Source organism: Georgenia subflava (assembly GCF_009193155.1).
Classification (GTDB): domain Bacteria; phylum Actinomycetota; class Actinomycetes; order Actinomycetales; family Actinomycetaceae; genus Georgenia; species Georgenia subflava.
On record NZ_VUKD01000001.1, the window covers coordinates 595,131 to 608,034 of the forward strand.

A 12,904-nucleotide genomic window follows, 5' to 3' on the forward strand; every position below is an offset into this window, starting at 1 on the left:
TGCGGTCCGGAAGCGAACCACTCCACGGAGGACATCGATGTCCCAGCACGACCCCGCCAGCACCACGCCGGAGAGCGGCCTGGAGAACCTCCTCCACGAGACGCGGGCCTTCCCGCCCAGCGAGGAGTTCGCCGCGCAGGCGAACGCCACCGCGGAGATGTACGACCGCGCCAAGGCCGACCGCGAGGGATTCTGGGCCGAGCAGGCCCGCGACCTGCTCACCTGGTCCAAGGACTTCACCGAGGTCGTGGACTTCTCCGGCGCACCGGTGGCCCGCTGGTTCGGTGACGGTGAGCTGAACGCCGCCTACAACGCCGTCGACCGGCACGTGGACGCAGGGCTCGGCGACCGGGTCGCGCTCCACTTCGAGGGCGAGCCGGGCGACACCCGCACGCTCACCTACGCCGACCTCAAGGAGCAGGTCTCCCGCGCCGCCAACGCGCTGGAGGCGCTCGGCGTCAAGACCGGCGACCGGGTGGCGATCTACCTGCCCATGATCCCCGAGGCCGTCATCGCCATGCTCGCCTGCGCCCGGATCGGCGCCCCGCACTCGGTGATCTTCGGCGGCTTCTCCGCCGAGGCGCTGCACAGCCGCATCAACGACGCCGAGGCCCGGGTGGTCATCACGGCCGACGGCGGCTACCGCCGCGGCAAGCCCAGCGCCCTCAAGCCCGCCGTCGACGACGCGATCGCCAAGGGCACCCCGGTCGAGCACGTGCTCGTCGTCGAGCGGACCGGCCAGGACGTGGCATGGACCGAGGGCCGGGACAAGAAGTGGGCCGACGCCCTCGCGGAGGCCTCGCCCGAGCACACGCCGGTGCCGGTGGACGCCGAGCACCCGCTGTTCATCCTCTACACCTCCGGCACCACCGGGAAGCCCAAGGGCATCCTGCACACCACCGGCGGTTACCTGACCCAGTGCGCCTTCACCCACAAGTACGTGTTCGACCTCAAGCCCGAGACCGACGTGTACTGGTGCACGGCGGACATCGGCTGGGTGACCGGCCACTCCTACGTCACGTACGGGCCGCTCATCAACGGTGCCACCCAGGTCATCTACGAGGGCACCCCGGACACCCCGGACAAGGACCGGTGGTGGGAGATCGTCGAGAAGTACAAGGTCTCCATCCTCTACACCGCCCCGACGGCGATCCGCACGTGCATGAAGTGGGGTGCGGAGTTCCCCGCCCGCCACGACCTGTCCTCGCTGCGGGTCCTCGGCTCCGTGGGCGAGCCCATCAACCCCGAGGCCTGGATCTGGTACCGCGAGACCATCGGCGCCGGCACGACCCCGGTGGTGGACACGTGGTGGCAGACCGAGACGGGCGCCATCATGATCTCGCCGCTGCCCGGCGTGACGGCCGCCAAGCCCGGTTCCGCGCAGACCCCGCTGCCGGGCATCTCCGCCGACGTCTTCGACGAGGCCGGGCGCTCGGTGCCCGACGGCGACGGCGGCTACCTGGTCCTGACGGAGCCGTGGCCGGCGATGCTCCGCGGCATCTGGGGCGACCCGCAGCGGTTCGCGGAGACCTACTGGTCGCGCTTCGAGGGCAAGTACTTCGCCGGCGACGGCGCCAAGAAGGACGAGGACGGCGACATCTGGCTCCTCGGCCGGGTCGACGACGTCATGAACGTCTCCGGCCACCGTCTGTCGACGACGGAGATCGAGTCCGCCCTCGTCTCCCACCCGATCGTGGCCGAGGCCGCCGTGGTGGGCGCCAAGGACGACACCACCGGCCAGGCCGTCGTGGCATTCGTGATCCTGCGCTCGGACGCTCTGGAGCGGGTCGACGAGATCGGCGAGGGCGAGGACGTCGTCGCCGAGCTGCGCGCGCACGTGGCGAAGGAGATCGGGCCGATCGCGAAGCCACGGTCCATCCTCGTCGTCGCCGAGCTGCCCAAGACCCGGTCCGGCAAGATCATGCGCCGCCTGCTGCGTGACATCGCCGAGGGCCGCGAGGCCGGCGACGTCACGACCCTGGCCGACTCCTCCGTGATGGACAAGATCAGCCAGGGCATGGGCAAGTAGCCGCCGCCCGGTCGCGGCGCACCGGCGGGTGCGCCGCGACCTAGTCTGGGTCCATGTCCGCCTCGCCCGAGCCCGCCGAGCGGGGTGCGGTGGACCTGCGCGCCTACCGCCGTCGGGAGATCGGCCTCGCGGTCAGGGACACCCTCGGCGCCGGCATGGGCTATCTCCCGCTCGGCGCCGCGTTCGGCGTCCTGCTCGTCAACAGCGGGCTGGCGTGGTGGTGGGCACCGGTGTTCTCGGTGCTCATCTACGCCGGGTCGATGGAGTTCCTCGCGATCGGTCTCGTCACCGGCGGTGCGGGTCTGGCCCAGGTCGCCGCAACCACGTTCTTCGTCAACTTCCGGCACGTGTTCTACGGGCTGAGCTTCCCGCTGCGCGTCATCCGCTCCGGCCTCGGGCGCCTGTACGGCGTGCACGCGCTGACGGACGAGGCCTACGCCCTGCTCGCCACCAAACCGCGGCAGGGCCTGACCGGCACCAGGGTGCTGGCTACCCAGATCCTGTGCCAGCTGTACTGGGTGACCGGCTCCACCGCCGGCGCGCTGCTCGGGGCGGGCCTCGGACTCGACGTCGAGGGCCTCGGCTTCGCCCTGACCGCGCTCTTCGTGGTCCTGACGATCGACGCCTACCGGGCCGCACCGGACCTGCCCACCCTCCTGATCGCCCTCGCGTGCGCGGGACTGGCGCTGGCGGCCGCCCCGGGCGGCATGCTCGTGCTCGCGCTGACCGGCTTCGTCGTGGTGCTCGCCGCCCGGGTGGTCGTGAGCCGGCGCCGTCGCCCCGGCCACCTCGGCGGGGCTGACGACGGCGCGGCCCCATCCGGCGGGACCCCATCAGGCGGCGCCCCATCCGGCGGGATCCGATCCGGCGGTGCACGATCCGGCGGAGCCAGATCCGGCGACGCCCCCTCCGGCGAATCCCCGGACGAGACGGGCGGAGACACGCGTGCCTAGCCCGCTGCAGATCCTCCTGACGCTGCTGGTCATCGGCGCCGTCACCTACGCGCTGCGTCTGGCGCCGTTCGTGGCGCTGCGGAAGGTGCGCGACTCCGAGCTCGTCGACCACCTGTCGCGCACGATGCCGCTGGGCGTCATGGCGATCCTCGTCGTGTACACGCTCTCGACCGTGGACCTCACCGCCGCACCGCACGGGCTGCCGGAGATCGCCGGTGTGGCCGTCACCGCCGGCCTGCACCTGTGGCGTCGCAACGCCATGCTCAGCATCATCGCCGGCACTGCCACGTACATGGCGGTCCTGGCGCTCGTCTGACGGCGTCGCTCGGCGCGTGGTGCTCCGGCAGGTGAGGCGACCGGTAGCCTGCCGACCGTGGTCGCCGACTCGAGCTGCGTGCTGGTCCCCGGTCCCTGGGAGCACCGGGACGTCGCAGCCAACGGCGCCCAGTTCCACGTCGTCACCGCCGGCACCCTCCGCACGGACCGACCGCTGGTGGTCCTGCTGCACGCCTTCCCCCAGTTCTGGTGGGCGTGGCGCCACCAGATCCCCGCGCTCGCCGGTGCGGGTCACCCCGTCGTCGCCATGGACCTGCGTGGCTTCGCGGGATCGGACAAGCCCCCGGACCGGCACGAGACCTCGGTGTTCGCCCGCGACGTGGCCGGTGTCGTCCGTTCCCTGGGCGCGCGGGACGCAGTCGTGGTCGGGCACGGCTTCGGTGGCACGGTCGCCTGGTCCATGCCGCACGTGGCGCCCGATCTCACCCGCGCCGTGGCCGTGCTCGCCAACCCGCACCCGCTGCCGCTCCACCGTGCCCGCAACCGCGTCCCGCTGCGCGCGCTGGGCAGGCTGCTCCACTTCCAGGTGCCCTGGTTCCCCGAGCACGCCATCGTCCGCGGCGACCTCGTCGAGCGGCTGCTCCGAGCGTGGTCGGCCCCCGGCAACGACGGCGCCACCTCCCAGTCGGGCCTGTACACCGAGGCGATGGGTCTGCCGTTCGCGGCGCACGCCACCATGGAGCACTTCCGCTGGCTCGTCCGCTCGACGCCGCGCGCGGACGGACGCCGTTTCCTCGAGACGGTCTCCGCGCCGATCACCGTGCCCGTGCTGACCGTCCGGGGCGGCCGGGACCCGCTCCTGCCGGCCCGTACCTTCGCCAAGGACGCGGACTTCGTCACCGGGCCGCTGCACCGGTCGGTCGTCGACGACGCCGGTCACTTCCTGCCCGAGGAGGCGCCCGACCAGGTCACCGAGCTGCTCCTGGACTTCCTCGCCGGCCTGGCGTGAGCGGCCGTCCGGGGCGCTGCGGTCAGGGGACCACCGGCCGGACGGGACGCTGCGGTCAGGGGACCACCGGCCGGACGGGGCGCTGCGGTCAGGGAACGGTCACCATCGCGCGAGCGGCCTCGGGGTCCGTCTCGCCGATCCCGTAGGAGGGGCACAGCCCCGCGAGCACGCACGCCCCACACGCCGGCTTGCGCGAGTGGCACACGCGCCGGCCGTGGAAGATCAGCCGGTGGCAGGCCATCGTCCACTCCTCGGGCGGGAGCAGCTCGCCGATGGCGTGCTCGACCTTGCCCGGGTCCTTCTCCTTCGTCCAGCCGAGCCGCCGCGCCAGGCGACCGACGTGGGTGTCCACCGTGATGCCCGGCACGCCGAAGGCGTTGCCGAGCACCACGTTCGCGGTCTTGCGCCCGACGCCGGGCAGCTTGACGAGCTCCTCGAGCGTGCTGGGCACCTCGCCGTCGTGCTGCTCGAGCAGGGCGGCGCCGATCCCCTGCAGCGAGCTCGCCTTGGCGCGGAAGAACCCGAGCGGGCGCAGCACCTCCTCGAGCTCCTCGCGCGGCGCGCCGGCGTAGGCGGCGGCGTCGGGATACATGCGGAAGAGGGTCGGCGTCACCTGGTTGACGCGTACATCGGTGGTCTGGGCGGAGAGCACCGTGGCCACGAGCAGCTCGAGCGGGGTGGTGAAGTCGAGCTCGCAGCGCGCGTCGGGCCAGGCGTCGGTCAGCAGCTCGTCGACGGCTCGGGCCTGCTCGCGGGCGGCCTTCTTCGATCGGGGCCGGCGTGGCGCTGCGGTCATCACCCCAGGCTAGCGGCGCGCCGCGCACGAGCGACCGTGTGCCCGGGATCACGTTGAGTGGCAGGATGGTGGCGGATCGGGGCGCCGGGTGCGCCCCGAGCCGCGTACCGCCCGCCGGCAGATGGGATCCACCGTGGAACAGAACGTGATCGGCACCGTGCCGCTCTTCGACGCACTGGACGAGCAGGGCCAGGCCGAGCTGCGCTCCCTGATGAGCGAGACCACCCTGCGCCGTGGGGAGACGCTGTTCAACGAGGGGGACCCCGGCGACCGCCTCTACATCCTGCTGGACGGGAAGGTGAAGCTCGGCCACACGGCGTCGGACGGCCGGGAGAACCTGCTGGCCGTCCTGGGGCCCGGTGAGCTGCTCGGCGAGCTCACCCTGTTCGACCCGGGCCCGCGCTCGACGACGGCGACGGCGGTGGCCGGCACGCGGATGCTGCAGCTCGAGCACGGTGCGCTCATGACGTTCCTCGAGTCGCGGCCGGAGCTCGCCAAGCACATGCTCAAGGCGCTCGCCCAGCGGCTGCGCCGCACCAACGAGTCCCTCGCCGACCTCGTGTTCTCCGACGTCCCCGGGCGTGTGGCGAAGGCGCTGCTGGACCTGGCCGACCGCTTCGGCCAGACGACCGACGAGGGCGTGCACGTCCCGCACGACCTCACCCAGGAGGAGCTCGCCCAGCTCGTCGGCGCCTCCCGCGAGACGGTCAACAAGTCCCTGGCCGAGTTCGTATCCCGCGGCTGGATCCGTCTCGAGGGCCGGGCCGTGCTGCTGCTCGACGTCGACCGGCTGCGTCGCCGGGCGCGCTGAGCCTGCCGTAGGACGGACGAAGGCGCCTCTTCGCGGTCGGGAGGAGGCGCCTTCGTCCGTCGTGAGGTCGCTGAAGTGGTCGCTATTACGACCACTTCAGCGACCTTGGCTGCTTGCAGCTCGGCGGTGCCGTCGTCGGCCGTCGAACGGGCTTTCGTCGTGCGGTCAGCGGACGGCGACGACGATCTCCACCTCGACGGGGGCGTCCAGCGGGAGGACGGCTACCCCGACGGCGGAGCGCGCGTGCCGGCCGGCGTCGCCGAAGATCTCACCGAGGAGCTCCGAGGCGCCGTTGATCACGCCGGGCTGGCCGGTGAACGACGGCTCGGAGGCGACGAATCCGGTCACCTTGACGACCCGCTCGACCTTCTCGAGGTCGCCGATCTGATCGGCGACGGCGGCGAGGGCGTTGAGCGCACAGGTGCGCGCGGCGTCCTTGGCCTGCTCGGGCGTGACCGAGCCGGGCGAGTCGCCCACCTTCCCGGTCAGCGCGAGGGCGCCGTCGACCATGGGGAGCTGCCCGGCGGTGTGGACGACGTCACCGTGACGCACGGCGGGGACGTAGGCGGCGACGGGCGCGACCACCTGCGGCAGGGTCAGGCCGAGCTCGGCCAGTCGGTCGGCGATGCTCACTGCTCACCCCGCGGACGCTTTAGGTAGGCGACCAGGTTGTTGGACCCGGCCGGGCCGGGCACCACCTGGACGAGCTCCCAGCCGTCGGCTCCCCACTGGTCGAGGATCGCCTTCGTGTTGTGGATCAGCAGCGGAATGGTGGCGTACTCCCATGTCGTCATGACGACATCCTAGGGGCGGCCCCCGAGCAGCAGCCGCTGCGCGAGCGCGGCCCGGCCAGGCGCCGGCAGGGCTGGGGGCCGCGTTCCGCTCCACCGTCGAGCGGCCCGAGTGAGCATGCCCGGGCTCGCCAGGCGATGCGTGAGCTCGTCAGGCGGTGCGGGTGAGCATCACGGGCACGTCAGGCGGTGTCTGGGCTCGTCTGGCGGTGCGGGTGAGCGTCCCGAGGCTCGTCAGGCGGTGCGTTCGGCGCGCGCACGCGCGATGATCCGCGGTGCGCGCTGCTCGCGGAGCTCGGTCACCAGCTCGTCGTCGTCGCGACGCAGCCAGGCCGCCCAGTCCGTGACCTCCGGGTAACGGCGCAGCAACGCCCGCCGCTCACGCTCGGTGAGCCCGCCCCAGACCCCGAAGCTGGTCTGGGAGCTCAGTGCGTCGGCCAAGCACTCCATCCTGACCTCACAGCTGAAACAGAGCTCGCGCACCTGGCGCTGGGCCGCCCCGCGGACGAACAGCGCGTCCGGCTCGGCAGCGGCGCACGCGGCGCGCAGCGCCCACGTCTGGTCCTCGTTGACAGTCATCGGGCCTCCCGACCTCGAACCTCGCATCCGGCGTGTCACCGGCGATGTCTGGGGCCGACGCTATATGTGACGCACGTAACAGGAAAGGTTCGTGACCAAACCGCGATGTTTGAAGCGTTGATCACCTGAAACTGCACCGTTCCGAGGGGGGCCGAACAGTCCGTGAGCGGTTCCACGGCCTGCCGCAGGGCACTCTCCCAGGTGCGCCACGTACCCTGGAGCCCATGTCGTCTCCCTCTTCCGCGCCGGGCCGTGCTGTCAAGCCGGCGCAGCTGCTGGTGATGCTGCTCGCCTTCCTGCTCGTCGCGGGCCTCGGCGGCGTGCTCACCGCCGGCCTGGTCATGCCCGCCGTCGGCGCCGCCGGCACCGTCAGCCAGGCCACGACAGACCTGTTCGAGGACCTGCCGAGCGAGCTGGCGATCGCCGAGCCCTCGCAGGGCAGTGTGATCCTCGCCGCGGATGGCTCCGAGCTGGCGACCATCTACGCCGACAACCGCATCAACGTCAGTCTCGACGAGGTCTCGCCGCACATGCGCAACGCCGTCGTCGCGATCGAGGACCGCCGCTTCTACGACCACAACGGCATCGACCCCGAGGGCATCATGCGCGCCCTCGTCAACAACCTCGCCGGCGGCCAGACCGAGGGCGGCTCCACCCTGACCCAGCAGTACGTCAAGAACGTGCTCATCGAGGCCGGCCGGGTGTCGGGCGACGAAGAGGCGATCCGGGAGGCGACCGCGCCGACGATCGGCCGCAAGCTGGAGGAGGCGCGGCTGTCGATCGGCCTCGAGCAGCAGGTCGGCAAGGAGAAGATCCTCGAGGGCTACCTGAACATCGCGCAGTTCGGCCCGTCCCAGTACGGCGTCGAGACGGCGGCGCAGTACTACTTCAGCAAGCCTGCCGCGGACCTGACCATCGCGGAGTCGGCCATGCTGGCCGGCATCACGCAGTCCCCCGCCCGGCACGACCCGGTCCGCAACCCGGAGAACGCCAAGAAGCGGCGCGACACCGTGCTGAGGACCATGCGCGCCCAGGGCTTCATCACCGAGGCCGAGTACGACGAGGCGGTCGCCCTGCCGATCGAGGACATGCTCAACGTCACCCCGTCGTCGAGCACCTGCGCGGCAGCAGGGATCTCGGCCTACTTCTGCGAGTACGTCGTCGACGAGCTGATCCAGTCCGACGCGTGGGGCGAGGACGCCGACGACCGCCGTCAGGCCCTCTACCGGGGCGGCCTGGTCATCAAGACGACCCTCGACCCGGCCAAGCAGCAGGCCGCCTACGACGCCGTCGTCGCGAACGTGCCGGTCAACGACCCCTCCGACGTGAACATGGCGCTGTCCTCGGTCGAGCCGGGCACGGGCAAGATCCAGGCGATGGTGCAGAACACCAACTACGGCAACGCCACCGAGGAGGACCCCGGCGCGCTCAAGCTGAACCTCAACGTCGGGCAGAGCCACGGTGGCGGCACCGGCTACCAGTCGGGCTCGTCCTTCAAGGTCTTCACGCTCATCGAGTGGCTCGAGACCGGGCACTCGCTGATGGACCGGGTGGACTCGTCCAACCAGACGTACCCGCGAGAGTCGTGGACCATCTCCTGCGACCCGACCCGTCGCGACGACTGGTCGCCGAAGAACCTCGAGGGCATCGGCGGCGGCCGGATGACGGTGCTGGAGAGCACCCGACGCTCGGTCAACGTCTCCTTCGCGGAGATGGCCAACCAGATGGACATGTGCGCGATCATCGACAACGCCGAGAGCATGGGTCTGAAGACCGGCACCGGCGAGCCGCTGATCCCGAACCCGTCGGCAGTTCTCGGGACCAACAACGTGACCCCGCTGAGCCAGGCGACGGCCTTCGCCACCCTGGCCGCGGGCGGCGTCACCTGCGAGCCGATGGCCATCACGGAGATCACCGACCGCTCGGGCAACGTCGTCGCCACCCCGGAGTCGACGTGCTCGCAGGTGCTCGAGCCGGCAATCGTCAACGGCGTCAACCATGCGCTGCAGGAAGTGGTCTCGCCCCGGCCGTCCTCGACCGGGTTCCGGGCAGTGGTGCCGGGCCGTCCGGCCGCCGGCAAGACCGGTACGGCGAACGACGACTCCGCGGCCTGGTTCGCCGGCTACACCCCGCAGCTCGCCACGGCGATCTGGATGGGCCATGTCGAGTCCAACCGCTCGATGTTCAACTCGACCATCAACGGCCAGTTCCACCGCGAGGTCTTCGGTGGCCTCTACCCGGCGCAGGTGTTCTCGCAGTACACCGCTCGGGCGCTGGAGGGCCAGCCGGTCGAGCAGTTCCCGCAGGTCTCGCCCCGACAGCTCTTCGGCGAGCGGGTCCGCGTGCCTAACGTCGTCGGCCGCTCGGTGTCCGACGCGCAGTCGATCCTGGCCGGCGCCGGCTTCCAGGTGCAGATCGGCTCGCCGGTGGAGTCCTCCTGGCAGGCAGGCGGGGTGGCAGCCACGCAGCCCGCGTCCGGCGCCCAGGTCTCCCCCGGCACGCGAATCACCATCATCCCGAGCTCCGGCCCGCCCGAGCCCCCGCCCCCGCCGCCCGACGAGGAGGATGACGGCGGCGACGGCGGAGGCGACGACGGCGGCGATGACGGTGGCGACGGCAACAACGGCGGCGGCAACGGCAACGGCAACGGCAACGGCGGCGGCAACAACGGCCGGGGCAACGGCAACGACGGCGGGGGCGACGACTGAGCACCGTCGCTGCCCGGCGTGCGGCCGCCGGCCTCGGTGCCGCCGTCCTCGCCGGTGCCACGGCGTTCGGGTGGGCCCTGGCCGAGGCGTCGATGTTCACGCTGCGCCGGTACACCGTGCCGGTGCTGCCGACCGGCGCCGCGCCCCTGCGGGTGCTGCACCTGTCCGACCTGCACCTCGTCCCCAGCCAGCGCCACAAGATCGCCTGGGTCCGTGATCTCGCACGGGTGGACCCGGACCTGGTCATCACCACCGGGGACAACATGGCCCACCCGGACGCGGTGCCGGCGGTGCTCGAGGCGTACGCGCCGTTGCTCGACCGGCCCGGGGCGTTCGTGCTCGGGTCGAACGACTACTTCGCCCCGCGGCCCAAGAACCCCGCGCGCTACCTCCTCCCCGACGCACGGACGAAGCCGCTCGAGCACCGGCCCCTCCCGGCACCCGAGCTTGCCGCCGCCTTCCGTCGCGCGGGCTGGAAGGACCTGACCAACCGGCGCGACGAGCTCCGGCTGCGCGGCACCCGGGTCACGCTGGTGGGAGTCGATGACCCGCACATGGAGCGGGACCGCTTCCCGGCCCCGCCCGGGCCCGCGCACAGCGCCCGACGGCACGACGGACAGCCGGACGGGACGGACGCCCGGGCGCTGCACATCGGGGTGAGCCATGCGCCCTACACGAGGGTTCTCGACCAGATGCACGCCGACGGCTGTGGGCTCGTCCTCGCCGGGCACACCCACGGCGGACAGCTCTGCGTCCCCTTCTACGGCGCTCTGGTGACCAACTGCGACCTCGACCGCGAGCGCGCGTCGGGTCTGCACGGCTGGCCCGGTCCGCGGCCGGACACCGACGGTGGCACGAGCTCCACGTGGCTGCACGTCTCCGCAGGACTCGGGACGAGCCCGTACACGCCGGTGCGCTTCGCGTGCCGGCCGGAGGCGTCGTTGCTCACGCTCGTCCCGCGGGCCGATTAGACCGGGTCCACCGTCGGCCACCAACCGCGTGGTCGCGGATGTCATGGGGTACCGGCGTGGTGTGCATCTCATCCGGCGCGGCCAGTTTCACGACGGCGGCCGGCCTCGGCTATCCTGATCCGGTTCCACCGGGGTGTGGCGCAGCTTGGTAGCGCGCTTCGTTCGGGACGAAGAGGTCGTGGGTTCGAATCCCGCCACCCCGACTCGGTGACATGAGGCCCCTGGCCTGCGGCGACGCGGACCAGGGGCCTTACCGTTCGCCTGCTCCGCACGCGAGGCGGTGGCCGAAAATCACCCCAGAATCACCCCTGCCCCTGGACGGGCCGGTCGGGCACGTCGCGCCGAGACGCCGTTGAGCAGTTGCAGCGCCGAGCGGTCGTCGGAGTCGCCGAGGTGGTGCAGGTAGCAAGCGGTGATCTCGATCGAGCCGTGCCCGAGCCACGCCTGAACGGTCGTGAGGGGAACGCCGCGCAGGATCCAACGTTGCCGCAGGTCGTGGAGCGTGCGGCCGCGCGGGCCTCGGCTGAGCATGTAGGCAGCGCCCGACGCTGCGCGGATGTGGCCGCGCCCCGCGAGCCCGCCTCAGTTGAACTGAGCGGGAGCGTTGGATCGCGTGGTACCGCTTTTGCGGACTCACAGAGCGTCTAATGCGGGACGCGCTATCCGTCACCACCCTAGAATCCTGGTCAGGGACACCTCAGAGTAGAGAGAAGCACGTCTGATGGGACGCAAGCGCGGATTTCTTGCCGAGATTCAGCACCAAGCAGCTGTCGCTCAACGGCAGAAGCAACACGCCACGGCCGCCGCAGAACGGGATCGGCAACGCGCCCGGAAGGAAGCCGAACGTGCAAAGGCCGCGGCTGTCCGGGCACAGCAAGCCGCGGCTCGAGCCGATGCAAGGACGCAAGCTGCAGCTGAGAAGGAAGCCAAGCGTCTCCACATCGAAGCCATGGAGTCGATTGCCGCGTCCGCCAACGCTGAACTCACCGGCCAACTCGCCGACATCGACAGCATCCTCACTTTCACCCTTGACGTTGACGACTACGTCGACCTCGAAAAGCTACGCAAGCACGCCGATCACACGCCGTTTCGCTCCGCGCACCAGGAACCGAGGCCGCAGCCTCCTACGATCGTTGCCCCGCCCGAGCCGGTCTACATCGAGCCTGACGCCCCGTCGGGGTTGTTCGGGCGGAAGAAGAAGCATGCAGTTGCCATCGAGGAAGCCCAGGCGGCCCACGCCGCCGCACACGCCGCCTGGCAGGCTGAGGTTGCCGCCACTCCTCGGAGGCAGCTCGAACAACTTGCTGCCCATTCCGAAGCGGAGGCCGAAAGAGCCCGACTGCTGGCAATTGACCAGGCCGCCTACGCTGAGGAGTGTGCGCAGCGGCAACAACAAGTTGACGATGACAACGCCCAACTTGACGCGCTCATCATTGGCCTCGCGGGAGGGAGAGCCGATGCAGTAGACGAGTACATCGGGATCGTCCTGGGCAACTCCGTCTACCCGGACGGCATAGAAATCGGCTATGAGTACGAATACGACGAAGCCGCCCGTGAACTACGCATAGACCTTGAGCTCCCTAGTCCGGACCAGATTCCCACGACCAGGGGGTTCAAGTACGTTCGTGCCCGCGATGAAATTTCCGAATCAGCTCAGCCGCTGAAGGAGCAGAAGGACCGGTATGCCGGCCTGCTACACAACACGGCCTTGAGGACCCTTCACGAGGTGTTCGAAGCTGACCGGAACCGTCATGTCGAAACCATCTCTCTGGCCGCTGGAACCAATCACATCGATCCCGCCACTGGCACTGACACCTTCACCCCACTCCTAGCCGTTGCCGTGGCGCGGGAAGACTTTGAGGGCATTGACCTGTACCGGGTCACCCCTGCTGAAACCCTCAAGCATTTCGGGGCAGCTCTGTCTAAGGACCCGCGCGGCCTGACCGCCATCAGCACTACGCTCGGCGTGCGTTCACACTAA

At 70.8% G+C, this 12,904-nt stretch carries 13 protein-coding genes and 1 tRNA gene; 9 read left to right on the plus strand and 5 right to left on the minus strand.

What is annotated here, in order from left to right:
- Positions 1 to 37 precede the first annotated feature (37 nt).
- From acs to GD748_RS02705, 4 genes are read left to right on the plus strand one after another with little or no spacing between them, the layout of a single operon-like run.
- A complete protein-coding gene (acs, locus tag GD748_RS02690; protein WP_152193644.1) occupies positions 38 to 2,029 on the plus strand; it encodes an acetate--CoA ligase in 1,992 nt (663 codons plus the stop codon).
- A gap of 53 nt (positions 2,030 to 2,082) precedes the next feature.
- A complete protein-coding gene (locus tag GD748_RS02695) occupies positions 2,083 to 2,982 on the plus strand; it encodes an AzlC family ABC transporter permease (RefSeq protein ID WP_226920680.1) in 900 nt (299 codons plus the stop codon).
- Positions 2,975 to 3,298 (plus strand): branched-chain amino acid transporter permease, encoded by a 324-nt coding sequence (locus tag GD748_RS02700; protein ID WP_152193645.1) that lies wholly within the window; start codon positions 2,975 to 2,977, stop codon positions 3,296 to 3,298. Before GD748_RS02695 ends, GD748_RS02700 begins: the two co-directional genes overlap by 8 nt.
- 57 nt (positions 3,299 to 3,355) lie before the next feature.
- Positions 3,356 to 4,267, plus strand: coding sequence for an alpha/beta fold hydrolase (locus tag GD748_RS02705; RefSeq protein ID WP_152193646.1), 912 nt, complete (start codon positions 3,356 to 3,358; stop codon positions 4,265 to 4,267).
- Positions 4,268 to 4,355: 88 nt separating this feature from the next.
- On the opposite strand, the gene nth is transcribed toward GD748_RS02705, so the two are convergent.
- The gene (gene nth / locus GD748_RS02710; RefSeq protein ID WP_152193647.1) at positions 4,356 to 5,063 is read right to left on the minus strand and encodes an endonuclease III; all 708 of its coding nucleotides are present in this window, start codon (positions 5,061 to 5,063) and stop codon (positions 4,356 to 4,358) included.
- A gap of 121 nt (positions 5,064 to 5,184) precedes the next feature.
- Between nth and GD748_RS02715 the strand changes: the two genes are divergently transcribed.
- The gene (locus GD748_RS02715) at positions 5,185 to 5,874 is read left to right on the plus strand and encodes a Crp/Fnr family transcriptional regulator (RefSeq protein ID WP_152193648.1); all 690 of its coding nucleotides are present in this window, start codon (positions 5,185 to 5,187) and stop codon (positions 5,872 to 5,874) included.
- Between the two features lie 165 nt (positions 5,875 to 6,039).
- Here GD748_RS02715 and GD748_RS02720 read toward each other — a convergent pair whose 3' ends face one another.
- From GD748_RS02720 to GD748_RS02730, 3 genes are all read right to left on the minus strand, one after another.
- Positions 6,040 to 6,507, minus strand: a complete 468-nt coding sequence (locus GD748_RS02720; protein WP_152193649.1) for a RidA family protein — start codon at positions 6,505 to 6,507, stop codon at positions 6,040 to 6,042.
- A complete protein-coding gene (locus GD748_RS02725; protein WP_152193650.1) occupies positions 6,504 to 6,668 on the minus strand; it encodes a DUF4177 domain-containing protein in 165 nt (54 codons plus the stop codon). The genes GD748_RS02720 and GD748_RS02725 overlap by 4 nt, the downstream gene beginning before the upstream one ends.
- Before the next feature lie 231 nt (positions 6,669 to 6,899).
- Positions 6,900 to 7,244, minus strand: a complete 345-nt coding sequence (locus GD748_RS02730) for a WhiB family transcriptional regulator (RefSeq protein WP_152193651.1) — start codon at positions 7,242 to 7,244, stop codon at positions 6,900 to 6,902.
- Positions 7,245 to 7,468: 224 nt separating this feature from the next.
- On the opposite strand from GD748_RS02730, the gene GD748_RS02735 reads away from it, so the two are divergent.
- The 3 genes from GD748_RS02735 to GD748_RS02745 all read left to right on the plus strand — a co-directional run bounded on the left by GD748_RS02735 (position 7,469) and on the right by GD748_RS02745 (position 11,126).
- Positions 7,469 to 9,952 carry a penicillin-binding protein gene (locus GD748_RS02735; protein ID WP_226920682.1) on the plus strand — a complete coding sequence of 828 codons (2,484 nt, stop codon included), beginning with the start codon at positions 7,469 to 7,471 and terminating at the stop codon, positions 9,950 to 9,952.
- Positions 9,953 to 10,044: 92 nt separating this feature from the next.
- Entirely contained in the window at positions 10,045 to 10,923 is an 879-nt protein-coding gene (locus tag GD748_RS02740) for a metallophosphoesterase (protein WP_152193652.1), read from the plus strand.
- Between the two features lie 129 nt (positions 10,924 to 11,052).
- Positions 11,053 to 11,126: transfer RNA gene (locus GD748_RS02745), tRNA-Pro, on the plus strand.
- Between the two features lie 88 nt (positions 11,127 to 11,214).
- Here GD748_RS02745 and GD748_RS02750 read toward each other — a convergent pair.
- On the minus strand, positions 11,215 to 11,454 hold the full coding sequence (locus GD748_RS02750) for a hypothetical protein (RefSeq protein ID WP_152193653.1): 240 nt from the start codon (positions 11,452 to 11,454) through the stop codon (positions 11,215 to 11,217).
- 190 nt (positions 11,455 to 11,644) lie between these two features.
- Between GD748_RS02750 and GD748_RS02755 the strand changes: the two genes are divergently transcribed.
- A complete protein-coding gene (locus GD748_RS02755) occupies positions 11,645 to 12,904 on the plus strand; it encodes a hypothetical protein (RefSeq protein WP_152193654.1) in 1,260 nt (419 codons plus the stop codon).

What these genes read in the sequence shown, in the direction of transcription:
- acs (WP_152193644.1), top strand. Translation starts at nt 38, where the DNA reads ATGTCCCAGCACGACCCCGCCAGCACCACGCCGGAGAGCGGCCTGGAG.
- GD748_RS02695 (WP_226920680.1), top strand. Translation starts at nt 2,083, where the DNA reads ATGTCCGCCTCGCCCGAGCCCGCCGAGCGGGGTGCGGTGGACCTGCGC.
- nth (WP_152193647.1), bottom strand. Translation starts at nt 5,063, where the DNA reads ATGACCGCAGCGCCACGCCGGCCCCGATCGAAGAAGGCCGCCCGCGAG.
- GD748_RS02715 (WP_152193648.1), top strand. Translation starts at nt 5,185, where the DNA reads ATGGGATCCACCGTGGAACAGAACGTGATCGGCACCGTGCCGCTCTTC.
- GD748_RS02725 (WP_152193650.1), bottom strand. Translation starts at nt 6,668, where the DNA reads ATGACGACATGGGAGTACGCCACCATTCCGCTGCTGATCCACAACACG.
- GD748_RS02730 (WP_152193651.1), bottom strand. Translation starts at nt 7,244, where the DNA reads ATGACTGTCAACGAGGACCAGACGTGGGCGCTGCGCGCCGCGTGCGCC.
- GD748_RS02735 (WP_226920682.1), top strand. Translation starts at nt 7,469, where the DNA reads ATGTCGTCTCCCTCTTCCGCGCCGGGCCGTGCTGTCAAGCCGGCGCAG.
- GD748_RS02740 (WP_152193652.1), top strand. Translation starts at nt 10,045, where the DNA reads ATGTTCACGCTGCGCCGGTACACCGTGCCGGTGCTGCCGACCGGCGCC.
- GD748_RS02750 (WP_152193653.1), bottom strand. Translation starts at nt 11,454, where the DNA reads ATGCTCAGCCGAGGCCCGCGCGGCCGCACGCTCCACGACCTGCGGCAA.
- GD748_RS02755 (WP_152193654.1), top strand. Translation starts at nt 11,645, where the DNA reads ATGGGACGCAAGCGCGGATTTCTTGCCGAGATTCAGCACCAAGCAGCT.